Annotated in this window: 21 protein-coding genes; 9 read left to right on the top strand and 12 right to left on the bottom strand. The window is 59.6% G+C overall.

Going from position 1 to position 23,372, the window contains the following annotated elements:
- Genes AAC029_RS04350 through AAC029_RS04340 form a run of 3 tightly spaced genes read left to right on the top strand, consistent with a single transcriptional unit; the run spans position 1 to position 1,165 of the window.
- A complete protein-coding gene (locus AAC029_RS04350) occupies positions 1–438 on the top strand; it encodes a hypothetical protein (RefSeq protein WP_339744344.1) in 438 nt (145 codons plus the stop codon).
- Positions 439–451: 13 nt separating this feature from the next.
- On the top strand, positions 452–631 hold the full coding sequence (locus tag AAC029_RS04345; RefSeq protein ID WP_339744342.1) for a hypothetical protein: 180 nt from the start codon (positions 452–454) through the stop codon (positions 629–631).
- Between the two features lie 54 nt (positions 632–685).
- Positions 686–1,165 carry a hypothetical protein gene (locus AAC029_RS04340; RefSeq protein ID WP_339744340.1) on the top strand — a complete coding sequence of 160 codons (480 nt, stop codon included), beginning with the start codon at positions 686–688 and terminating at the stop codon, positions 1,163–1,165.
- 655 nt (positions 1,166–1,820) lie between these two features.
- Here AAC029_RS04340 and AAC029_RS04335 read toward each other — a convergent pair.
- Together AAC029_RS04335 and AAC029_RS04330 are read right to left on the bottom strand one after the other, a co-directional pair.
- On the bottom strand, positions 1,821–2,957 hold the full coding sequence (locus tag AAC029_RS04335; protein ID WP_339744338.1) for a kelch repeat-containing protein: 1,137 nt from the start codon (positions 2,955–2,957) through the stop codon (positions 1,821–1,823).
- 74 nt (positions 2,958–3,031) lie between these two features.
- Positions 3,032–3,790 (bottom strand): creatininase family protein, encoded by a 759-nt coding sequence (locus tag AAC029_RS04330; protein WP_339744336.1) that lies wholly within the window; start codon positions 3,788–3,790, stop codon positions 3,032–3,034.
- Positions 3,791–3,930: 140 nt separating this feature from the next.
- On the opposite strand from AAC029_RS04330, the gene AAC029_RS04325 reads away from it, so the two are divergent.
- Together AAC029_RS04325 and AAC029_RS04320 are read left to right on the top strand one after the other, a co-directional pair.
- Positions 3,931–4,143, top strand: coding sequence for a hypothetical protein (locus AAC029_RS04325; protein WP_339744334.1), 213 nt, complete (start codon positions 3,931–3,933; stop codon positions 4,141–4,143).
- A gap of 23 nt (positions 4,144–4,166) precedes the next feature.
- A complete protein-coding gene (locus AAC029_RS04320) occupies positions 4,167–4,976 on the top strand; it encodes a hypothetical protein (RefSeq protein ID WP_339744332.1) in 810 nt (269 codons plus the stop codon).
- On the opposite strand, the gene AAC029_RS04315 is transcribed toward AAC029_RS04320, so the two are convergent.
- The 5 genes from AAC029_RS04315 to AAC029_RS04295 all read right to left on the bottom strand — a co-directional run bounded on the left by AAC029_RS04315 (position 4,952) and on the right by AAC029_RS04295 (position 9,310).
- Entirely contained in the window at positions 4,952–5,824 is an 873-nt protein-coding gene (locus AAC029_RS04315) for a GNAT family N-acetyltransferase (protein ID WP_339744330.1), read from the bottom strand. The genes AAC029_RS04320 and AAC029_RS04315 overlap by 25 nt on opposite strands.
- A complete protein-coding gene (gene rlmN / locus AAC029_RS04310; protein ID WP_339744328.1) occupies positions 5,821–7,008 on the bottom strand; it encodes a 23S rRNA (adenine(2503)-C(2))-methyltransferase RlmN in 1,188 nt (395 codons plus the stop codon). Before rlmN ends, AAC029_RS04315 begins: the two co-directional genes overlap by 4 nt.
- Before the next feature lie 90 nt (positions 7,009–7,098).
- Positions 7,099–7,608: a hypothetical protein gene (locus AAC029_RS04305; protein WP_339744326.1), complete on the bottom strand. Its 510-nt coding sequence runs from the start codon at positions 7,606–7,608 to the stop codon at positions 7,099–7,101.
- Between the two features lie 162 nt (positions 7,609–7,770).
- Positions 7,771–8,397 carry a hypothetical protein gene (locus tag AAC029_RS04300; RefSeq protein ID WP_339744324.1) on the bottom strand — a complete coding sequence of 209 codons (627 nt, stop codon included), beginning with the start codon at positions 8,395–8,397 and terminating at the stop codon, positions 7,771–7,773.
- Between the two features lie 49 nt (positions 8,398–8,446).
- Positions 8,447–9,310 carry an isoaspartyl peptidase/L-asparaginase gene (locus AAC029_RS04295; protein WP_339744322.1) on the bottom strand — a complete coding sequence of 288 codons (864 nt, stop codon included), beginning with the start codon at positions 9,308–9,310 and terminating at the stop codon, positions 8,447–8,449.
- Positions 9,311–9,486: 176 nt separating this feature from the next.
- Here AAC029_RS04295 and AAC029_RS04290 point away from each other — a divergent pair, with 176 nt between their 5' ends.
- From AAC029_RS04290 to AAC029_RS04280, 3 genes are all read left to right on the top strand, one after another.
- Positions 9,487–10,269: an SDR family NAD(P)-dependent oxidoreductase gene (locus AAC029_RS04290; RefSeq protein ID WP_339744320.1), complete on the top strand. Its 783-nt coding sequence runs from the start codon at positions 9,487–9,489 to the stop codon at positions 10,267–10,269.
- Positions 10,270–10,436: 167 nt separating this feature from the next.
- Positions 10,437–12,683, top strand: coding sequence for a TonB-dependent receptor (locus tag AAC029_RS04285; RefSeq protein WP_339744318.1), 2,247 nt, complete (start codon positions 10,437–10,439; stop codon positions 12,681–12,683).
- Positions 12,684–12,835: 152 nt separating this feature from the next.
- On the top strand, positions 12,836–13,210 hold the full coding sequence (locus AAC029_RS04280; protein ID WP_339744317.1) for a hypothetical protein: 375 nt from the start codon (positions 12,836–12,838) through the stop codon (positions 13,208–13,210).
- Positions 13,211–14,259: 1,049 nt separating this feature from the next.
- Here the strand turns inward: AAC029_RS04280 and AAC029_RS04275 are convergent.
- The 5 genes from AAC029_RS04275 to AAC029_RS04255 all read right to left on the bottom strand — a co-directional run bounded on the left by AAC029_RS04275 (position 14,260) and on the right by AAC029_RS04255 (position 22,255).
- On the bottom strand, positions 14,260–16,950 hold the full coding sequence (locus AAC029_RS04275; RefSeq protein WP_339744315.1) for a glycosyltransferase: 2,691 nt from the start codon (positions 16,948–16,950) through the stop codon (positions 14,260–14,262).
- Positions 16,947–17,813 (bottom strand): hypothetical protein, encoded by an 867-nt coding sequence (locus AAC029_RS04270; RefSeq protein ID WP_339744313.1) that lies wholly within the window; start codon positions 17,811–17,813, stop codon positions 16,947–16,949. The genes AAC029_RS04275 and AAC029_RS04270 overlap by 4 nt, the downstream gene beginning before the upstream one ends.
- Positions 17,814–17,930: 117 nt before the next feature.
- Positions 17,931–18,959, bottom strand: a complete 1,029-nt coding sequence (locus tag AAC029_RS04265) for a glycosyltransferase family 2 protein (RefSeq protein ID WP_339744584.1) — start codon at positions 18,957–18,959, stop codon at positions 17,931–17,933.
- 5 nt (positions 18,960–18,964) lie between these two features.
- On the bottom strand, positions 18,965–20,707 hold the full coding sequence (locus tag AAC029_RS04260; RefSeq protein WP_339744311.1) for a hypothetical protein: 1,743 nt from the start codon (positions 20,705–20,707) through the stop codon (positions 18,965–18,967).
- 9 nt (positions 20,708–20,716) lie between these two features.
- The gene (locus AAC029_RS04255) at positions 20,717–22,255 is read right to left on the bottom strand and encodes a hypothetical protein (RefSeq protein WP_339744309.1); all 1,539 of its coding nucleotides are present in this window, start codon (positions 22,253–22,255) and stop codon (positions 20,717–20,719) included.
- A gap of 173 nt (positions 22,256–22,428) precedes the next feature.
- On the opposite strand from AAC029_RS04255, the gene AAC029_RS04250 reads away from it, so the two are divergent.
- Complete coding sequence (locus AAC029_RS04250; protein ID WP_339744307.1) at positions 22,429–23,361, top strand: NAD-dependent epimerase/dehydratase family protein; 933 nt, start codon at positions 22,429–22,431, stop codon at positions 23,359–23,361.
- Positions 23,362–23,372: the final 11 nt, after the last annotated feature.

Here is a 23,372-nt window from a genome sequence, read left to right as displayed (position 1 = left end):
ATGCCTACGATATTTAACTGGCGGCTGGTGCTAATTGTCTGTGGCGTCTTGGGCGGCTGCGGCGCAGGGCACTCATGGGTATTGGTGCCAACGGGTGATCTTCGTGAGCGGCTTCCCGACATGCGGGCTGGTGACTACGAGATTTCAGGCAGGCTACGCATCACCGAAGAAGGCTATGTGTTGGGCGATGAACAGGGCGGTTTGCTACAGGTGAATTTGGACGATGGCGCTTTTGACGAGTGCATTTCCGTCGCGCTCGAAACCGGGTTCGCGAATGTTGCAGGCAGGTTTGAGCCTCCCCACCAAATAACGACCGTGCACTACATCGAAGTCGACGAGCATATGGCCGAGAATGCTTGCGCGGTGGAGCCCGTTAAATCACAGATTACTAGGCAATACGCACGTATCCGGGAGATTCAAGCGCGTTCACAAGAGTGAGAAGCGACGATCGATGAAGCGAATTTTTCAGTTTTTCTTGCTGTTCGTCGGCGTGTCCGTGATCGGTTCTCTCGCCGCGCCCTTTGTGCTGGGGCAAGATTTCATGGAAATTTGGCCCTGGTTGGCGGTCGGTATAGTGCTGCTGGCGGTTGTTGTGAATGGGATTTGGTATTTCATATTGAGAGCCAAATAATGCCTGCATGAGGGCATCTTTCCCAATTACCCGCTTTCCAGCCAAGGGTTTGGCATGATTGAGTTTTACCCGCAGGAGTTAGTCTGGAACGAAGCTGGCTCCCACCTCGCGCCAAAGAAACATGAGTGGCCGCAATGGGTGACGGGTCCGATCGGGCTTCGATGGCGCGGGGCTGTTCTGCGCATTCCTGATGTGATTCACATTGCGCTCATGCATGCCCTGGCGGCCGCTTCATATCGTACGCTGATGGGTTGTGAATTGACGGTGATTGGCTTCGAGGACCGGCCTGATCTGTGTATCTCGCGCGGCGCTGCGGAGGATCTACGATTCGTCTTCGAGAAGAGCGCAGATCTAAAGTTCTGTGGTGAAGAGCAGGTCACCTACGACGCGCTCTGCCACGCAAGCATCGCAACCATGCGCTTCGTCGAGGCGCAGTTGCGTGCCAGAGGCGTGAATTTGGATCAACTTGCCGGTTGGGGGACTTCAGAGCCGGCATCCCGCAGTTCGGAAGCATACTTTCACGTTTATTGGTGAGCTGCCGCAAAGACCGGAGCACACGCGCTTGCGGCGAGGTGACGGCAAGAATTCCCGCACGTCCCGGGCTGGGGCCTTATCCAATAACCCAAAATCTCCCATTCCCCCGGCCTTGTGCCGGGGCCTGCCGGGGGGAATCCAGCCCGGCTCCCAACCGGTGGCAGGCCCCGGAATTCGCTGCGCTCCTCCGGGGGAAGTGAGTGCCCCGTTTTGTTGAGATGGGTAAGGCCCGGGCAGCCACACTCTGCCCTCAAACCCATGCCGAGATCCGGCCAGACTGGAATTGTCTAGTCAAGGGCGCGCAGCGCCGCTTCGCGGTCATGACCCTTGACTAGACAATTCCAGTCTGGCGCCTTGCTTGGCAAGAGTTTCAGGGATGCCCCTGCCCGGCGCTTGCGGGGCAGTCTCGAGATAACGTTCGCGATTTCAATCGAGTGATTCAGTGAAATCATGAGCTTTGTGCCACTTCGATTGCGGTTTCCACGCTGAGACAGCGTCGCTTCACCACTGTCTCGGCTGCACACAAGCTGGGGTCGGGTTGATGATCGAACGCGCGAGAGCCAGGTCAGGAACCCTGACGATCCGGTCACTGACCGTTTCACCAAGTCGGGACACGCACCTGCTTCCTTGAAGCAGGTGCATGTCCCGTCCGATTTTATCGAAATCCGCAGCCGCCGTGACGGATCCTGAAAATATCCAGGTCGGCGTGGGTCCAGCGAATAACGGCATCACTCACGGACTGATCCGCTGTCATACCACCGAGTATGAATTCTCCTGCGGTACCACGAACGTCCATGATTCCGAGTCTTCCGACCGATGCCGGGCCCGTCTCCCAATGAAGGGTTACCTCGCTGGGTACACACGGATCAACGAGGTCAGGGAATGCCAGAACGCGATCCCCTCTGGGGGCAACCGGCGCACCGTCATAGCCAATGCCGTCGTAATTATATGCGTTTCCGGATCCGGCCAGGAGAATTGCACCGTTAGTGAAGAGCGGTTCCCGAACCACCATAACTCCACGGTAAAAGGGGCCGCCCGGGACAGGGTCGGCGGCGTGCCAGATGATGTCGGATGGGTCATCGCTGACAAATCCCACCCAACAGGCATCCGTCGCCTCGAAACTGCGCCGCCCGCCGGCCTCGACCGGCGGGATCACCGCCGTGCCGCCGCAAACCAGAATCTGCCCCGTCGCCCCCATCGCTCCCGCATGACCAAACACCGGCGCGCCGGGAAATGGCGTCGCCTGGAACCAGCGGTCGTCTTCCACATCATAGACCTGGACCAGATCGGTATTGTCCGTGTCGTGCCAGCCGCTGACCAGATAGATGTAGCGATCCTCGAACGGCAGGGCGATGGTGTCGTCGACGGGGACGGGCATGTCGGTGATGCGGGTGTAGGTTTCGGTGGCGGGATCGAAGCGCCAGACCTCCGGCGTTGAGGCCTCACTGCCGTCCTCGGCAACGGTATAGCCGCCGAAAATATAGATCTGGCCGTCCACGCTGACGGCGACCGAGGCGAGGCGGCCAATGCCGTCGGGCAGGCCGGCGATTTCGCGGCAGGTTCGGGCGTCGAGATCGCAGGCATAGGCGTCAGCGGTGACATCGCGCCAGGTCTTGCCGGCATGCAGGCCAGCGAAGGAATAGGCCATCAGGTGACCATCCAGCTCGACGCCGGCGACGGCGTTATTGGTGACCGGCTCGGGCAAGTGGGCCCAAGCCTCCGGCTGGTCGTCCTGGACGCAGGCCGCGCAGGTCAGCAAGGCGATCAGGAATGGCAGATATCGCATCGTCATGGCTCCAACCCGTGCTTGGCACCAAACTAGGCTGAATTGAATTTCAGCGCACCCCCTCTGCCCGGTGCGGTTTATCAGGCAGAAGTCAGCGGAAATTGGCGGTCGAAGAAGTCCGAGACATCCGCGATCAGCGCCTGTTTGGCGACCGCGACGATCTGGGCGCCCTTCTCCGGCGTCGCCTGAGAGGGGTCAGAGCCGATGCGGCCATCGGGGAATTTGGCGCGGTAGTCGGCGGCATCGGTGAAGCCACCGGAGGGGGCGATTTTCGGGCTCATTTCGACCGATTTGATCGCCTGCGGCAGGGCATATTGCGTTACCGAGACTTCCGAGGCGGTTGCGTGTGAACCTTCGCCAACCGGGAAGAGGGAGCGGCAGGTGTTCATCACGCCGGGCAATTCCCACCAGTTTCGCTGCATCAGCTTTGCCGGGCAGGGCTCGGCATCGAGCGACCATTGGGCGTAGAATTCGGCGAAGGCGGCGCTGATCGTGGTGATATTGCCGCCATGGCCATTGAAGAAATAGATCCGCTTGAAGCCGTGGCGCAGCAGGCTTTCGGTCCAGTCATTGATGACCGCGATCATGGTCGAGGGGCGCAGCGTCATCGAGCCGGCAAAGCCGAGATGGTGCTGGGCGATGCCGACATTGAAGGTCGGGCCAACGAGAAAACCGGCTTCGGCGCCAGCCTCGGTGGCGATCACTTCCGGGCAGATCGCATCGGTGCCGACCAGGCCATTGGGGCCGTGTTGTTCAGTTGAACCGATCGGAATCACGATGCCTTTGCAGCGCTTCAGATAGGTTTCGACTTCAGGCCAGGTGGCGTGGTGGAGCAGCATGGCGAGCCCTTCGCGGCAGAATTGGTTTGCCGAGATAAACGGCCCCGGCGGCGAAGTGCAAGTGTTTGGCAGCAGCGCGGCGGGATCAATCCTCGCGGCGGCTTTCCGCGCGGTAGATGAGAGCGGCGCCGAGCGCCATAATGGCCGCGATTGCGAGCATGAATTGCATGATTCAATCTCCCCCGGTCACCGAAGACATCAGTCTCCGGACCCGCGCCCTTGATGCCAGAAAAAACCTTCCCAAGCGTAAAGGCTTGAATCATTTGGGCCGCGATTCGACTCACGGTGAATTGATTGGATTCTGGCGCTGCGTCAGCGATCATCAAACCAACAGGGCCTTGGCCCTGTCGTGAAGAACATTCCCGGGGGAAATTTGATGCGCCTTCTATTCTGCCTGTCTGCCGCCGCCCTTGCGCTGGCCGCCTGTTCGCCTGCGGCCGAGACGCCGGCTGCCCCTGCTGCCGAAACTGCGCCAGCCCCCGAGGCCATGGCGCCGCAAGCTGATCCGATGCCGGCGGTAATCGAAGCGGCCTTGGCCGATGCTTCGCGCCCCGAGGAAGATCGCCTGCTCGACGTCAATCGCCACCCGGCCGAAGTGCTCGCTTTTGCCGAGATCGAGCATGGCTGGCGCGTTGCCGATATCGCACCGGGCGGTGGCTATTACGCCCGTGTGCTCTCGACGGCCGTTGGTGAGGAAGGGCATGTCTACGCCTTCAATCCGAGCTGGATCGCCGAAAGCTTTCCCGACAGCAATGCCGCACTGGGTGCGCTGGCCGAGTCGCGCAGCAATATGACCCGCGTCGTCGATACGATTGAAAATTTCGACGCCGCGATTGACGAGCCGCTTGATGCCGCTTTCCTGGTGCTGTTCTATCACGACACCGGCTATGACGGCACCGACCGGGTGGCGATGAACCAGGCGATTTTCGATGCGCTGCGGCCTGGCGGCGTGTTCATCGTGATTGATCACCAGGCGCCAGCCGGCTCCGGCCTGACCTTCGTCAATGACACTCACCGGATCGATTCCCAGCTGGTGCGCGACGAGGTGATGGCGGCCGGCTTCGTGCTCGACGGCGAAAGCGACATGCTCGCCAATCCCGAAGACGACCGCACCCGCAGTGTCTTCGCTGAGGGCCTGCGCCGGCATACCGACCGCTTCGTCTACCGCTTCCGCAAACCGGCCTGATCGGCGGCGGTCATATCGGTCTGTAGCCGTCCGAAAATCAGACTGTCACGCACGCCGATATGGGTTTCCCAAGCAGCGCGCAAATGGCCTTCAAGCTTGAAACCGAGCGCTTCGAGCAGGCGGATCGAGGCGGCATTGTCCGGATCGGTATCGGCATAGATGCGGCGCAATTCGCGGGTCTGGAAACCGTGCTCAACGACAGCGACAGCCGCCTCACGGGCATAGCCTTGGCCCTGGCCGTCGGGACGGAACATATAGCCGAACTCGGCGCAATTATTCTTGCGGTCCATCAGCACCAGCCAGCCGAGCGGTTCGTCCGGAGCGGATTTGAGCACCGATACGAAGCTCTCGACACCATCGCCGCGAATATTCCAGCTGAGATAGTCGCGGACCTGATCCAGGCTCTGCATCGGTCCGCGCGACCAGTATTCCATCGTCTCAGGATCGGACAGCGCTGGCAGGAAAGCCTCGCAATCCTCAAACGCCATTGGCCGCAAAAACAGGCGCTCCGTGCTCAGCAGGACCGGCTCGAGGCGCGGGGTTGGCGGCGTCAGGGCATCATCGGTGAGGGTGAGGCGGATTTCGTCGAAACGCTCTTCGATACAGGCCTGCATGGTCTTGAAACAGTCCTGCGAGAACCAGTCTTGATTTGCAAAGCAGGCCTTGCGCACCTCTTCCGATGGCCACAGCGCATAGGACCAGAACAGACCGTCCTCGCCTTCGTGCAGGCGGGCACCATAGGATGTGCAGCGCTGATGGATCAGGCGTGTGCCCTCGGCCCAGGCGGCGCGGAACTCGGTCTCACGGCCGGGTTTCAGGCGCCAGCGGTAGAGGATGGCGGCGGTCATTGCCCGGCGACGGCTTCCGCTTCCAGCCGCTGTTTTTTCAACACGCTCGCCTTCACCTTCTTGCTTTCCGAGCGCAATTGGCCGCAGGCGGCGAAGATGTCGCGGCCGCGCGGGGTGCGGATCGGGGAGGCATAGCCGGCCTTGTTGACCAGATCGGCGAAGGCGACAATTTTCGGCCAGTCCGAGCACTCATAGGGGCTGTTGGGCCAGGGATTGAAGGGGATGAGGTTGATCTTGGCCGGCACGCCCTTGAGCAGTTTCACCAGCGCGCGCGCCTCGGCGAGACTGTCATTGACGCCCTTCAGCATCACGTATTCGAACGTCACGCGGCGCGAATTATTCAGCCCCGGATAGGCGCGGATCGCGTCCATCAGCATTTTGAGCGGGTATTTCCTGTTCAGCGGCACCAGCTCGTCGCGCAGGGCGTCATTGGTGGCATGCAGTGAGATCGCCAGCATCGCATTGGTGCGCGTGCCGAGCTCGGAGATTTTCGGGACAACGCCGGAGGTCGAGACGGTGATGCGGCGACGACCGATCGCCATGCCTTCCGGGTCGGAGATGACATCGATCGAATCGGAAACATGGTCGAGATTATACAAAGGCTCGCCCATGCCCATGAAGACGATATTGGTGACCTTGCGGTCGGCATTCGAGCTCGGCCATTCGGCCAAGTCATCGCGCGCAATCATCACTTGGGCGACAATCTCGGCGGCGGTCAGATTGCGCACCAGGGCCTGGGTGCCGGTATGGCAGAAGGTGCAGCTGAGCGTGCAGCCTACCTGGCTCGAGACGCACAGGGCACCGGAGCGGGCGACGTCGGGAATGAAGACGGTTTCGCATTCGACGCCGGGCGCCAGCTCGATCAGATATTTGCGGGTGCCATCGGTCGAGACCTGGCGCTCGAGAATGCGCGGACGGTCGAGCACGTAATGCGCGGCGAAGATCGCGCGCGTTTCCTTGTCGATATTCGTCATCTCGTCGAAGGAGGTGCTGCCGTAATGATAGATCCAGCCAAACAGCTGGTTGGCGCGCATCTTCGCTTTGCGCTCTTCAACGCCGCAGGCCAGCGCAGCCTCGCGCAACTCGGCCCGCCCCATACCCGCCAGAGACGGCAAGGCGCGCGGCGGCGTATCGGCATCGATGCGGGGTGCATTGGCACCCGCGATGTTCAGCGCATGGCTCATGATCGTAGACGGACCGTTCAGAAGTTCAGAAGCCGCGCGCAATATCACAAAAGCGCGGCCCGGCCTAATCGCGTTCTGGCCTGCCGTGCTTTAGTCGCACAGGGTCGAGACGCGCTGCAGCGCTGCCGTGACACCGCTGAGCGAGAACTCATAGGCGGTGGCAATGCCATCGCTTGTCGTGCCGGTGACACGCATGGTCGAGCCACGTCGCATTTCCCGGATCAGTGACGGCTCGTCGCTCAGATTGTCGAGAAAGCCTTCCTGCCCGTCGACAAACAGGTCGAAGCGGCTGGAGCCGAGGCGGATTTGCGGTGGGCTGATGGGGCGCAGATCATAGCCAACCAGAAGGCTGGGCTGTTCGGAGACCGAGCCCGACTGCCAGGACGAGACCAGGAAATAGACATTGCCATGGGCATAGGCGAGCGGCGTTGAATCGCGCGGCCGGCTCAGCGTGTAGCAGACCAGCCCGTCATCGCTTGAACGGGTGAAGACCCGCCAATCGCCATACTCGCCGCGAAACTCGGGTTCGCCCTGCGCCATCGCCGGAGCGCCGAGGCCAAACATCATAACGAGGGCAGTCAGACAAAGTCGGATCGTCACGGGGAACACCTCACGAGGCAAAGGGCAACACTATACGCACCCAGATGGCGGTATGATGGCGAGGTTAAGCCGACGCTAAGATTGGCCAGATGACCGAAAATTTATCGTGCGGATCGCGCGTTGAACATGCCATGAGTCGCGAAGAAAACTGGGCGATTGAAATCACGCCTGAGATGGCTCTTCTGGCGGGGTTGTTGGGCGGCGCACTCGAGACTTCGCTGAATCCAACCGACGTTCTAGTTGTTCAGGAAGCGATTCTAGCTGCTCTGCGCGGAGATCGGACAAGAAGACCTTGAGGTCTCTGGTGAGGGTGCTGAGTTTTGTGATAAATTCCACAATCTCTTGGGCGGTGCGCTTTAAGGGCTCGTAATCGCGGCTGTCTTGTCCCTTGAACGTTTCTTTGAACCAGTAGGGACGGAATACGATTTCGGTCGTTATCGTCCCGCTGTTGTTGTTCTTGCTTTCTCGCATAACCTCGCCGTGGGCCAGTTCGTTTCGCTTTTTGGATTCGCGGATCGCCCTGTTGTAGAGGTTTGTCCACCGGGCCTGCAGATGTGGCATCGTTTTCATGGTGTGTCTCATTGCGGCGTTGGTCATATCCAGTTTGCCTTTGAATGAGACTACCTCCCAAAAAGCCCGTGCTGCGGCACCACTTCCGATCCCTGTTGGGTCGACAGCTTGGACAAAAGCATCTTGGATCAATATTTCGACTTTGCCCCATACTGTGGTGGCCATGCCCACGACCATGTGCATGTCAGTTTCTGTCGCATTATTAGGTTTTTTAGCCATGACGGACCCAACCAACAAAGACGAGCGCACCGAAGGAGAATCGGCCTGATTAATGAATATCCACCGTTATCGTCCCGTCGGCATGGACAACGGCGCGCTTCATGCCCGGCGAATTGAAGGGCTGGGCGATATTGCCGTGCCGGTCGACGGCGATCAGCCCGCCCTCACCGCCAAGCGATCCGACATCCGCGATTGCGGCCTGGCAGGCGGTTTCCAGATCAACGCCGCCATAGGCCATCCGCGCCGCAACATCCTTGGCCGTCGCGGTGCGCAGGAAATACTCGCCCTGGCCGGTGCAGGAGATTGCCACCTCGCTGTCAGCCCAGGTGCCCGAGCCGATCACCGGACAATCGCCGATCCGGCCTTCCATCTTGTTCAACGTGCCACCGGTCGAAGTCGCCGCGACCAGATGCCCGGCGCGGTCGAGGGCGACACAGCCGACGGTTCCGGTCGCCATCGCCCGGTCATCGGGCGCCGCGGCGGGGGTGTAATAATCATTGACGCTGTCGACGCGTTCCAGATTTTGTTGCATCGCAAAGGCGTCGGCACCGCGCCCCGCGAGCATGACATGCGGCGTCGTCTCCATCACCGCGCGCGCGGCGAGCACCGGGCTGACGAAACCGGTCAGCGCCGCGATCGAGCCGGCCTTGCGGTCATGGCCGGTCATGATCGCGGCATCGAGTTCATAGCGACCGGCCTTGTTCGGCGAAGCGCCCTTGCCGGCGACATACAGGCCGGAGGCCTCAAGCTGACGCACAATCTCGGTGACGGTGTCGAGCGCGGTCTCGCCCGAGGCCAGCATGGCTTTGCCGAGTTCGGCGAGCTTGCGCATGTGGACGATCTGATCGGGATAGCCGTGATCAGCGAGCACGCCGGCTCCGCCATGGAGAAGAAGGGCATAGGCACCGGTCATGTCAGGTTTCTCCAGGCGAGATTGTGAGGTCAATGCCAGCTCTAACATTGGCCGGGGCGGCAGAGAAGGCGGCAATGCGGCAAGCCGCCCCGCTTGCAGAGGCAGCGGGTTTTCGTTACGCCCCTGAGCAGAGATTTCGATTGGCGATGTGCCAATCCACGCAAGGGAATGAACCGATGAAAATTGACGCTTCCATTGCCGCCATTGTCACGGGCGGCGCTTCCGGGCTTGGCGAAGGCTCGGCCCGCCGTCTTGCCGCCGACGGTGCCAAGGTTGCCATTTTCGACATGAATGCCGATCGCGGCGAAATGATCGCGCAGGAAATCGGCGGCGTCTTCTGTCAGGTCAATGTCGCCGACGAAACCAGTGTCGATGCCGGTTTCGCCAAGGCGCGCGCGGCCCATGGCCAGGAACGTGTTTTCGTCAATTGCGCCGGGATTGGTTGGGCCGAGAAGACGGCGCGCCGCTCCTCCTCGACCGGTGAGATCGCCGCGCACGGATTTGCCGCCTTCACCAAAGTGATCTCAATCAATCTGATCGGCTCCTTCATCTGTGCTGCCAAATCGGCGGCCGGCATGATGTCGCTTGATCCCAAGGGCGGGTCGGGCCGCGGCGTGATCGTCAATACCGCTTCGGTCGCTGCCCAGGACGGTCAGATCGGCCAGGTTGCCTATGCCGCCTCCAAGGGCGGGATTTACGGCATGACCCTGCCGATGGCACGCGACCTGGCGCGCGAAGGCATTCGCGTCAACACGATCCTGCCAGGCTTTTTCGAGACGCCGATCTATCAGCAAATGCCGCCGGAAGTGAAAGTCTCCCTCGCCTCCCACCTGCAATTCCCGCAGCGCTTTGGCACGCCGGCCGAATACGCCGATCTCGTCGCCTTCATGGTCACCAGCGATTACATCAATGCCGAATGCGTCCGCCTCGATGCCGGCGCGCGCATGCCGCCAAAATAGCCGTCTCGGCAGCATGAGACGAAGAAGGCCGGGTTTCGATCCGGCCTTTTTTGTGCGCGTGATCCGCTGAGAATAAAACTGCAACTCATTTGCATTATTACTGGACGGCCCCTGCAATTTCCCGTACCTGCGGATCAGTCGCAATTGCAAAGCATTCAGGGGTCCCCATGCGTATCGCACTTCTATCGGCCACAGCCTTGGCCGCCTTCTCCATGCCGGCCTGGGCCCAGCCCGATGTTTCGGGCAGCGCCCAAATCGAGGTGATCTCGGTCATCGGCCTGACCGGTGACCCCAATTCGATACCCGGGTCGGCAGACCTGCTCAACGCTGAAGACCTCGCCGTCCACGATTATGCCGATATCACGCGGCTGTTGCGGACTGTCGCCGGGGTCAATTTCCAGGAAGAAGATGGCTATGGCCTGCGCCCGAATATCGGAATGCGCGGCACCGGGCTCGACCGCTCCGAGAAAATCACCCTGATGGAGGACGGCGTTCTGATCGCGCCGGCGCCCTATGCCGCGCCTTCGGCCTATTACTTCCCGCACACAGGCCGCATGGCCGGTATCGAAGTGATCAAGGGCGCAGCGGGCGTTCGCTATGGCCCACGCACCCAGGGCGGCTCGCTCAACCTGTTTTCGACCCCGGTTCCCGAGACATTTTCCGGTGAGCTCGACCTGTGGGCCGGCGATGAAGGTATTCGTCGCGGTCATGGCTTTGCCGGTGGCATGACGCAGCTGGACAATGGTGTCCGGATTGGCGGCCTGATCGAGGCCTATCTCGACAGCGCCGACGGGTTCAAGACGATTGACGGCTTCGAGGGGGCCTCGACCGGCTATGAAATCGAAGACTATGTCGGCAAGCTGCGACTGGAATTCTCCACCGCTGGCATCGACCATATGTTCGAGCTGAAGGGCCAGGTCTCCGACGAGGTCTCCGACGAGACCTATCTCGGCCTGACCGACGCAGATTTCGCCGCCGACCCGTTCCGGCGCTATGCCGGCAGCCAGCTTGACCAGATGAATGCCGACCATAGCGAGCTGTCGCTGCGCTATAGCGGCGAGTTTTCCAATGGACTGGTTTTGTCGGCGGTCGCGTATTCAACGCGCTTCAGCCGCGACTGGTTCAAGCTGGACAGTATTGATCCCGACGGTGCCGGTGCGGCCAGCCCGGTTTCGATCTCATCCCTGCTTGAGGACCCGGTTACCTACGCCGACGCGTTTGATGTTGTGCTCGGCGGCGTCGGCTTCGTTTCTGCCGATGATGCCTTACGGGTCAAACACAATAACCGAGATTATTCGGCCGAGGGCATCCAGCTCGAACTGGCCGGCGATCTGACGCTGGGCCGCACCGACAATGCCTGGCGCGTCGGCATGCGCGTGCATCGCGACGACATGGACCGTTATCAGTGGGTTGAGCGCTTCCGGATTGATGACGGCGTGATGGTCCAAACGCGCGTCGATGCACCCGGCTCCGATTCCAACCGGATCGACAGCGCCGAGGCCACCGCGCTGTTCATCCAGGACGAGATCAGTTTCGGCAATTGGATGCTGACGCCCGGCCTGCGCTACGAGCATGTTGAGCTACGGCGTGAGGATTTCGGCAAGGTCGACCCTGACCGGACCGGCGCCGCTCTGACAGTGCGCACCAATACCGTTGAAGCCCTGATTCCCGGATTGGGCGTGCGCTATGATGTCAACGACAGCCTCTCGCTTTTCGGCGGCGTCCATCGCGGCTTTGCGCCACCGGCGCCCGGCTCGACCAGCCAGGAGCCTGAAGATGCCCGCAATTGGGAGCTTGGCGCCCGCTATGGCCAGCCGCATTGGAGCGTCGAGGCGGTGGGTTTCTTCAATCAGTATGAAAACCTGATCGGCAGCTGCACCAATTCCACCGGTGGAGGCTGTACGATTGGCGACCAGTTTGACGGCGGTCAGGTTGATGTCCGCGGTTTGGAATTGACCGCTGACGCCGATCTCGGAGCGATGTTGGGTTGGTCCGTCTCGGTTCCGCTGCGCGGCGCCTATACGTGGACGCAAGCCGAATTCCAGACCGGGTTCAATTCCGGCTATGAGCCTTGGGGCGTCGTCGAAGCGGGCGATCTGGTGCCCTATATTCCTGAACAACAGGGCTTTGTTGCTATCGGACTCGAAGCCGGACGCTATGGCGGCGAGGTCGCGATGTCCTGGGTCGAAGAAGTACGCACTGTCGCTGGCCAAGGCGCGATTGCGCCAGCTCAACGCGTCGAAGGGCACACCGTCGCCGATCTGTCAGCTTGGTATGAAATGCGTGAACAGGTTCGTCTTCGCCTTTCGGTTCGTAATCTCACCGATGAGGTCTATGCCGTCGCACGGCAGCCCGCCGGCCTGCGGCCGGGGGCGCCTCGTGCAGTTCTGCTCGGCGTTTCGATGCAGTTCTGACGTTCCGGCAGCCATCCCGTTTTCTATCGGTGCAAGCGGATCTCGGTCACAGAAATCGTGAAACAGGAAGAGCTGCGACCGTCAAAGCCCGATGCTTCAGCACCCGGCATCATTTCATGCTAGATTTCCGTCAAACAAGGGGGAAGCCTGCCATGATCTACAGAGTCTTCATCGCCACCACTGTGCTGGCCGTTAGCTTTTTTGCTATTTCCAGCGTCGCCGAAGCGCAGCGCCGGACTGCGCAACCGGTTCAGGATCGGCCGCTGTCGCTCTGCCGTGACGCCGAAGCCGGGGAGCGTTGCCGCACACGCACTGGCGAAGTGCGGATCCGGCGTGGTCAGCGCACCGGCGCCGGCATTGAGGCCCCGCAGACCAATAATCTGGGTGGCGGCGATCCTGGTTGGGAAGTGCACGATCAGCGCACCGGGGCTGGCATTGAAGATGGGCAGATCAATAATCTGGGCGGCGGAGATCCCGGTTGGGAGGTTCACGGTGACAAAGCCCCTGAGCCGGAGGCGATGGATTGAGAATAGTGCGCCACTAGCGACGAGGCCTCGGGCCCGGACATTTCCGGACTGCTTCCCGAACAGTATTCCAGTCCTGCCCCTTGTGGCTTCTGATATCGCCTCGACCGGAATCCGGCACCCGCCCGATTGCCATCGCAGAGAATTCCCATTGGAAACAGAGCAATAAAAAATCTCTGGCTCTTTGCCTTAACGCGCCCAAGGCCCGAAGTGCCGGTTTCCACTCCCGTGACAAACGCCTTAGCTGTGAGCATTCATAAGTTTGTTCATTCCGGCTGAAGTTTTAAGACTGGTTGTTGCGACATAATCAGCGACAAGGACCGACCCAATGAAAGTTCTCATCGAGGTCGGACGGAGTGAACACAATCTAAAAAGATCGGGGTCGCGTAACATAAACTGCGGTGGGAAATTAAATCCATCCCGGATAGAAATGCACTGCAATATTGAGAACATTGGATGGAATCCGCGGTGTCAAAAGCTGAGTTCTGGCGCGGTGTTGAAGGCTCAACGATAGGGGGCTCATTCAAACTCAACGTGATCGAGCGCTTCAATTATCAGGTGTGAGCTGGTCGCTATCGGAGGCTCCATGCGAAAGCTGGAGCGGCATCAAGAACCGCGCAACGCTGTTCGAACCGGCGCTACTCTTTATAGTCAGCGTACTCTTTACCTTTTTCGTTTTTTCCAGACCCCCGGTATGTCCCACGGGCGGTGTCGATCCGTCGCGGATGTATCCGCTGCTCAATGGATTCCGTTCTGGGTGGAACTTCGCCTACGACGCGAGATCCACGCGTGGCCCGCCAACGTTTTTGTATATGGGGATGTTCGACGACAATGTTCATCCATCGAGTCTAGAGTTCCATTGTTTGCAGGCGACGATTGTTACCGTCAGCATATATTTTCTGCCGACGCGTTACCTGACGGGCGGCCTCTTCCCCTCCGAGCCACTGGGATGCGCCCACAGCAGGGGTAAGGCCATGCAGGCATCGTTCAGCGACTCGATAGCTGGTCTTCACAACCAAAAAACATAGCCAAGCCGACAGCACTGGGAGAAATCAGTCGTGGATTTCTCCAGGCTCCCGCAAACGGAAATCCTCCCACAACAGCGTCAAATTAGGCGAATAGAAGCGATCCGCTCTGCTGTCCGTCGCCCAACGTTTGAGCATGTATTCTACTTCCTTCTGGAAGCGCATTTTCTTTTCCGGCGAGTCTTCATCACCCCGACTTACCGACTCATGATGGTAGAGCTCCGCGCGCGGCGTCCAGACATTCCGGTATCCGGCTTCGTCTACTTTCAGACAGAAGTCGACGTCGTTGAAGGCAATCCGCAAATCGGCCTCGTTGAGGCCACCCACCTCTTGATAGACAGACTTCCGGACAACCAGGCAGGCCGCCGTCACGGCCGTCACATCATGCACCAACTGAAGGCGAGCGAAATACCCTTGCGCTCCGCGCGGGAGATATTTGTGCGAATGACCGGCGACTCCCCCAATCCCCACAACCACGCCGGCATGTTGAATCGTATCGTTGGGATAGTAGAGCATCGCGCCGACGCAGCCGACATCTTCCCGTGCAGCGAGGACAACCATATTCCAAAGCCAGTCGGCATTGATCACTTCGATATCATTATTGATCAAGCCGACGATATCGCCCTTCGCGTGCGTGACCCCAAAATTGTTGATCGAGGAGAAATTGAATTCGTCATCATATTTCAAAACCCGGACACGCGGGTCTTCGGTGAGCTCGTCAAATAGAATAAGGGTTTCCATCTCGCGCGACTGATTGTCGATGATGATGATCTCATAGTCGGGGTAGGCCGTTTTTTCGATAATGGAGTTAACGCACACTCGCACCAGACCGGCCCGGTCCCGTGTGGGAATGACCAACGATACCTTCGGCGCCGGATGCGGCAACGCCCAGCTCACCTGGTAATATGGATACCCGGGTGTCCGTCCGACCACCACGGCCTGACCTGTTCGCTCAAAGTGGTCATGCAGAGCTCGCTTGCCCGCCTCCCAAGCGTAGGATTTTTCGGCCACATCAACCGCTGTCGAACCGGCAACCGCGCGCCAATGGTAGAGAATTTTCGGGATATGAACGATTTTCTCGGGCTCGACCATTTCGATGATACGCAAATTGAGGTCGAAATCCTGGCTGCCCTCATAGCCTAGTTGCCAGCCGCCAGCCTCGCGAACATTTTCGGCTTTGTGGACAGTGAGGTGATTGAAGTAATTTTGCCCGTACAGTAAAAATTGCGAATATTCGGGCTTGAAGTAGGGACCGTAACGCGCACCGGTGTGGTCCAGCTTGTCTTCATCGGAATAGATCAGTTCCGCATCGGGGTGCTCGACGAGGGTCAAGGCAATTTCCGCCAAAGCGTGCGGGCGAAGCTCATCATCATGGTCGAGCAGAGCCATCCACTCCCCTTCGACCAAAGCGAAGGCCGTGTTTGTGGCGGCTGAAATATTGCCGTTTATCTTGCGCGTTTCAAACTTGATACGCGAGTCTCTCTTCCTCCAATAGTCGAGACGGGCGGTGAGCGCCCTGTCTCCAGAGGCGTCATCCGCAATGCACAATTCCCAATTCGTGTAGAGCTGCGCGCGAACTGACTCGATGGCCTTGTCCAGCAGATCGAGTGGCGTTTTGTAGACTGGCATCACCACTGAGATAAGCGGCTTGCACTTGAGCGTATTCAGGCGGTCAATATACCCGGCGTCGTCGCGCGCCGGATCATAGTCGAAAGCCTCCACCCAATCTAGGTACCCAACAGCTTCGCGAGCTAGGTGCTCCAACCCCTCTTCCGGAAACAGGGGCATCGGCCAGTGGCCTCCCTTGAGAGGCATGCAGGTGAGATGATGGAGGACTTGACGGTTTCGGCGTTCAGCCTGGATAATCCGCGCCACAGAAGGTCTGAACACTTCATGGATCGGCGCCGCGCACCTGGACATGCTGAGGCGTTGGAAATTTCCAGTTTCACCCAAACGGCACACAGGGTCAAAACGCAGCCTGTGTACAGGTTGGCCTATGCGTACATATCCTATGAACTGTCCCAAGCGGCGGGGCACTAGAATCGCTGATTCGTGTTCGAAATAATCTCCGTCGTGATCAAAATATATCCGCGGGCGCGCATCCAAGGCGACCGCCATTTGCGCCTCAACCCTCCACCAGCCAGTATTGAGCGGCTCTTCGAGATCGATATGGAGCTGTGGATCCGCCGTATGGGCGAGGAAGAAGCCATTGGGCGCGAAATCGACGCCCTGGACCGAACTGATGTGCGCAGCCACGCGAGCGTCGAGCTGTGATTGTAATGCACCCAAGCCGCCGACATCACCCGTCTCTGCTTCAAACAGCAGGCGTTCACCGGAATGCTTCTGCTGGAACGCTGGCTCGATCCAACAGTTCAGATCCCGCGCTGCGAAGGGTCCGTCGTGGACCTTGAAATCCAGCACTTTAAGGCCGCGCGGCAGGCTAAGCCGCACGCCATTACACTGAGCGGCGGCCCCGTCGATCCGCCAGCGCAGGACAGGTTGGCGCCCACTCTGAAAATCCAAAATGACGGTTGGCTCCAGGACCCGGTCGCATCCCGGCGCATCGATGAACAAAACGATGTCGACATCGTCTTTTCGCAATGCAGACCGAGCCCATGGCGGCAGATGGACACGGACAATTGGCGCGTCTGCAAACACACGTCCCCGCCGCCAGGCCAGTGAGCCATTCAGCAAAACGCAACGCGGTCTCTCGTTCACCCGCCCGCTCCAGATTCCGTCTTGCCGGCCTTCGGAGCGAGACGACGGGACTGCTCGACATCGTCGAGCAGCTGGGTCGCCAGGCCCTGTTGATGGCCGTATTTGAGATAGTGCTGCAAAGGCGAAATGCCGTCCTTGATCAGACTAGCATGCTTCCTAGCGTACCAATTGGCGTCAAACTTATACGATGGCTGGTAGCCAAGCGGCACCCCGTAGAGCTGATAATGGGCAAGCGGATTGCGTCCGCTGCCTGCCACTTCAGGATAGGCAGCAAGGTACCAGCTGGTCGAGAATACCGAATTCGGATTGCGTCCATCCTGTGCGCCATGACGTAAGAAGTGCTCAAGCGGCCCACCCTTATAGCTCGCGGCATCGGGATATGCCGACACATACCACTCGCTGTCGAACAGCCCGCTGAGGAGAATAGTGGCTCGGTCTTCCTCGAACCGGGCCGCAGCATGGCGACGTTCATTGATCCAGCGCCCCAAGCGCAGGGTGATTGTCGCGTAACCCGCATCAAGCACCCGGGAGACCCATTGCCCGGGCCTAGGCAATCGCCTACCGAGAAAACGAGCAATACCCCCATACCGGTAAACCGTGGTGCCACGCACAAGCATCAGGGCTCGCGCATATTCCCCGCGCTCGCGCTCGGCACGTTCCCATTTCGGCAGGATATCCCGCAACGCCAGGTCCTGGAGTGTTACGAGTTCGCGGGCTTCGCGAAGCGCGACCTGCGGCGACTTTTTGACGACGCGAGCGGACTTGGTGGGCGCGCGGGCGGGAGTACCGTGTGCTGGCACACGCGATTTTTTCGCGCCAGCCTTTTGACCGGCGCGATTCCCTGATTCGGCTGCTGTACCCATGCTCACCCTGACCTCCGAATTGTGCCGACAGCATGCCGCCGATACGCTCACACTATTTCAAACTTCGTTGGGTGTTCCAAGCCCGGAATTCTCTTTAGGCGCAATCAATTGCGGTCATCAGTTTCGATGCGTTCCCACCCGCGTGCCGTCATGGTTGAGCAGTGCGGCCCTGCGGGTGATAAGACGTGGCGTCCAGGCCATCGCCCTCAGGATTTGCATGAGCCCGACACGGCGCCCGGCCCGCACCGCCTTGCGTGAGGCCCAGACCTGTTTTCGCCCAGCCCAAGCGGCTGCATAAGCGCGCTTAACGGTCGCCGCATATTCAGCAGTTGGCGACTTCTGCAGAATCCGCAGGTTGAGGGCAATATGCATTGGCAAAAGCAACCAAAGCAGAGGCCCGGGTGTGTTCTTGACGAAAACCCAGACCCGATTGCGGTGCCCATGGAAAACGGTGAAATCGGAATGCCGGCCAGTGGTTCCAGAGCCAGCATGATAGACAACGGCATCGCGCACTTGGACGCAGATGTGCCCAGCAAGGCGTATCCGGAAGCCCAAATCAACATCTTCGCAATAACAAAAGAAATTTTCGTCGAATCCACCCAGGCTCAAAAACATATCGCGCCGATAAAGCGCGGCCGCAGCGCAGGGTGCAAACGTTTCGCCTTCTGGAGGGTTTTCCGAAAGCGGGCGACCTTCGAGCGCTCGCCAAGCGACCCCGGCCGCGTGCCACACATCCCCGGCGCCGTCGAGCACGTCCACCTCATCCAGTCTCAACTGGGTCGATCCAAAGGCCACGGCCTCCGGCCAGCGCTCGACTGCGGCAAGCAGCTCCTCCAACCAGTCAGTTGCAACGCGCGTATCCGCATTCAGCGTCACAATATATGGCGTCGAAACATCGCGTGCGACCAGATTGTTCGCGGCGGCAAAGCCGAGATTCTCCCCGGCATCGTGTATCCGGAAGCGGTCGTCTGGCAGCGCAAGCGACGCAATGGATCCATCGGACGACGCATTGTCGACGACGACCACTTCGAAGTCTGCACAAGTCTGTACGGCAACCGCATCCAGGCAGGGTTGGATAAATGCGCCGGCATTATAGGCGACAATTATGATCGTGACTGGCGGCGAGGCCGCCGCATGGGGATGCATTTGTATCATGGGGTGACAAAATGCTCTGTCGGAGGCAGGGCGCAAAGCCCCCCGTGGACTCCGACCGCATACGCCTGCATCTGCTGCCCACTGGCAACCCAGCCATGCGCAACCCAGCCGGTGGTCAACGCGTCCACGCCTGGGACCGCAGCCATGACATCCGGTCGTGATACAACGGTCCGACCGAGCCCGACCACTTTGCGTTGCGAATCCGTAAGGATCAGCCAGCGCGCGGGAGCCCGATCAATCCACGCCCAACCGCTCGCTCTTATGGCAAACTCAACCGGGCCACTACCGGCACCATCGCGTTGGCCGGGAAGTCTTTCCTGGCTATCAAACGAACCCAAGCACAGGTCATCCGCCATGATCGGTCCCAATGCGTCGATGGACTGCCCCAACCAGTCCATTTGCGGCCGGCGGAACACGCCGAGCCGAAGTCGCCGCATGTGATCGCCCTGCGCGAGAATGTGTTCGGGCACCGGATACACAGCCATCAGACGTTCATAATCCGGAACCCCGGTCATCACTGCTGTCTCAGCGTTACGCATCCGATCATGCTGGGCCCGCGCCAGATCCAGCCCGTGCCCGGCTTCCGTCGCGAGCAGACCCGTGATCGCCATGGCTGTTCCAATCGTGAGGCCGGACTGGTAGGCGGACAGCCGAGCCGACGCCTTATCGGTCCGGCAGGTCAACCCCAACAGAAACAGCGCGGCCCAAAACAACAACACGGGCGTGGCGTAACGTGATGCCAAGGCCTGTGGCGCCCCGAACTCCCATCGACCGAGCGCAGTCATGATCGCTGTCAGGCCGATAAAAACCACAACGCCTGCGAATACGTATACGATCGGCTGCGGCCGACGGCGATAGGTCAGGGTCAACAGGGCGATACTGCAAACAGCACCAAAGGCACCGACCAGCTTCGCCGCCTGAACCGGGTCGGCCAGCAGCGGAACGAGTTCCGTTGCGACACTCCGCGATAACGCGAAGCCTATGGGCCCACCGAGATACACCAGCGCATAATAGACAACCTCGATCGGGTGCCGCAGGCCGTCCGACGGGTTAGAGTGCCCGGCCGGCGAGTGGTAGCCGTAAAAATAAAGCGCAATCACGGCGAGCCCAGCCGCAGCGGTCAAGCCGACCCGGAGTCGGGACTGACCCGCGAAATAGGCCACCAATGCGGCCGAAGGCAAAGCGACAAGGCCGGCAGACAGACTGGCTGCCGACGCCAGGCCGAGAGCGATGACCACGCCGTGTCCAAGAAGCGTATGCGGCGCCGCCACCGCCTGCCAGATGCACATGACCCCAAAGAAGTAGACAAGAACAAACTGGACCTGAAAACCCCAGTAGAAATTCTCCATCTGGTAGGGCGAGACAATCAAAGCCCCCACCAACCCGCCCGCCAAGACGAGATCCCAGAGCGGAAGTCCGGCCCGCATGGCGACCCAGACCAAGCCTCCCCATAGTGCCAACTGAGTGCCGAACACAACAATCAACAAAAACGCGTTGCGACCACCGAACAACGTATTATCGAGCATGAAAAAGAGCCGCGGCAGGGGTATTCGGTGCTCATTATGCTGCGCGAAAAGCCTGCTCCAAATCTCGCCATTGCCGACAAAGTCCCACTGGTCCCAGAAGGGAAGCGGAGAGTATCCGATTAGCGCTCCCTTTAGGCTGAGCAGCCCGCTAACCAGAGCAAGCAGGATCGCGGCAGCAAGCAAGACCGCACGGGAAACACTGAGGGACGGCATGAACAATCCTTAGGCAAGAAAACCGAACAGGAGAATAGCTCCCGCCGCTTGAACGACCAGGGCCACGACCGGGATCGATCTGTGCAAGCGCCCGCTCGCGACAACAAACCCGACCAGAATGGCGATTTGGGGCCACAGACTTCCTTGATGCACGATAGTCGATCCAGGGGCAAACATCGCAACAGTCCACACCAATAGCGAACCCCAGACCGCCAGCGTTAAAACTCTCGTCGAAGCGTGAAGCAAAAGCAGAGGGGAAAGCCACAATATCCAACTCAGCATCCCCAGGCTCGGTGCCCAATGAAAAAATTGCAGGGCGCGAATTTCTCCGGCCGCCCGGTGCCGCTCCTCTGCATCCGGCGCAAAAGCCGCTTGGCCCGCGAGATCAACTAGCCGAGAATTTGGACCGATGATCGTCTCAAGGTTGCTCTTTCTACCCTGGTACCAATCCCAGACTGAAACCTCGTTGAAGCTGACAGCAAGCACCTCCGGCAGGCTCCGCTCATCCGGCGCGATGGCGCCGGCCAAGTGCCATTTGACCAGCCGGTCGCCCGGAGGGTCCGCAAAATGCTGGTAGGCCATCCAGGGCAGATAAACCAAGGTGGCAGCGGCGACTCCGGAGATGAGAAAGCCAGCCCGCGGAAACCGGTGAAGGACCAGGGCAAGACCGGCGAAGGCCGCTATAACGAAAGCTGAGCCACCATGCGCCCCAAGAGCCAGTGCCGCCGCAACCCCTGCAAGGGCGCCTGATTTCCAGGATAAGCGATAAATCGCAAAACGCGGGCTCAACAGAATTGCCGCCGTCGCGCAGAGCAGAGCCGCCGGTAACATCTTCGGCCACACATAGATCGAATTGATCAACGCGAATGGGGCAAACATCACTGTCGCTGCGGCGACAGTCGAGATTGTGCGATCGCCGCCGAGGGCCCGTGCCAGCAGATAACTCCCAGGCACAACCAGTACCTGCAATGCTGTTGCCGTTGATTGATAAACGAGCTCCCCGTCAACTGGTAGCCGGAAAATGAGGAACAACCCCGTCTGCAGTGGCGGCCGGTCGGAGCTTAGCCAGTCACCGATCATTGGAGAGGGAATGTTACCCTGCCGCAGGTGTTCGGCGAAGTACAAAGGGATTGCGTTATCGAGGGGCAGATTGTGGCTCCACCGCGACGCCGCAGTCACGAGTGGTTCCGACAAATCGCTTCCGGCGAACGCCCACAGCATGAGCACAGTGACAACCGGGATGATGCCGACAATGGCCATCAGGTTGTGCCAGACGGCCCTGCGCAATAATCCGACGCGCCATTGGCGGAACAGCATCCATGCCCCCCCGATCAGAACGATGACCCTGAAGACATCGCCGAGCACAGGATTGGCCCAATAAACAAAGAAACCAACCCAGCCAACCAAGGCGAATACGACGAGGCCGATGGCAGTGCTGGTGGAATCATCCCAACCGCGATCCAGAGCCCACGTTGCAGGAACAAGTACCCCGAGCGCGATTACGGTCGCTTGGGCAAACGACAGGGCAAACAAAACCAATAAATCCATGAATCCCCCGTGCCGCGCGGCCCAATACTCGGTCCGGGCCGATCACGCACCGCGGACGTAATACAAGCTTAAAGCGTTCTTGTGCCGACAGCGCAAGCCATAGCACAAGCGACTTATAGGATTGCGTCCAGATCGCGCATTTGCTTTAAGCGGGGTGTGAAGGTGGGGGTGTCATGTCGAAGCGTGTATTTATAACCGGCGCAGCGGGCCTGGTCGGTCAAAATCTGATCCCCATGCTCAAAGCCAAATCCAATCTGACGATCGTGGCTGCGGACAAGCACCCGGCCAACACCGCAACTTTGCGCCGCCTCCATCCGGAGATCGAGGTTATCGAATGCGATCTGTCTGTACCCGGTCCATGGCAAGCCAGATTGGCTGAATGCGATGCTGCGATATTTCTGCACGCGCAAATCGGTGGCCTGGATCAGCGAGAATTCACAGCCAACAATATTACGGCGACCGAGCTTTGCCTTTCCGCGATGAAAGATGGCGAGACCGAATATCTTGTCCATATCAGCTCGTCGGTCGTGAATTCCCAAGCCGTGGATTTCTACACCGAGTCCAAAAAGGCCCAGGAAGCCATAGTGGTGAAGGCTGATATCCGACAAGTCATCCTGAGGCCGACCCTGATGTTTGGTTGGTTCGACCGTAAGCACTTGGGCTGGTTGCGTCGCTTCATGGACAGGAACCCGGTTTTCCCCATCCCCGGATCGGGTCGCTACCGACGCCAGCCGCTGTATGCAGGCGACTTTTCGTCAATCATCTCCGCCTGTCTCGATCAGAAAATAACGGGCACCTACAACATCTCGGGCCGCCAGACTATCGACTACATCGACATGATCCGCGCGATCAAGCGCACGGTATCGGCGCGCACGCGGATCGTCACCTTGCCATACAGCCTGTTCTGGCTAATGCTGAAGACTTACGCTCTCTTCAACTCGAATCCACCGTTCACGACGAGTCAACTCAAAGCGCTCGCCACCCCCGATCTTTTCGAAGTCATCGACTGGCCCGACATTTTCGGGGTCGAAGAAACGCCGTTTGTTGCCGCGTTGGACCTCACCTTCAATCATCCCGAATACGCAAAAATTTCTCTCGAGTTCTGATCCGGACCCTG

The sequence above is a fragment of the uncultured Maricaulis sp. genome (assembly GCF_963975345.1).
GTDB lineage: Bacteria > Pseudomonadota > Alphaproteobacteria > Caulobacterales > Maricaulaceae > Maricaulis.
This window is presented reverse-complemented; position numbering and strand designations above follow the sequence as displayed.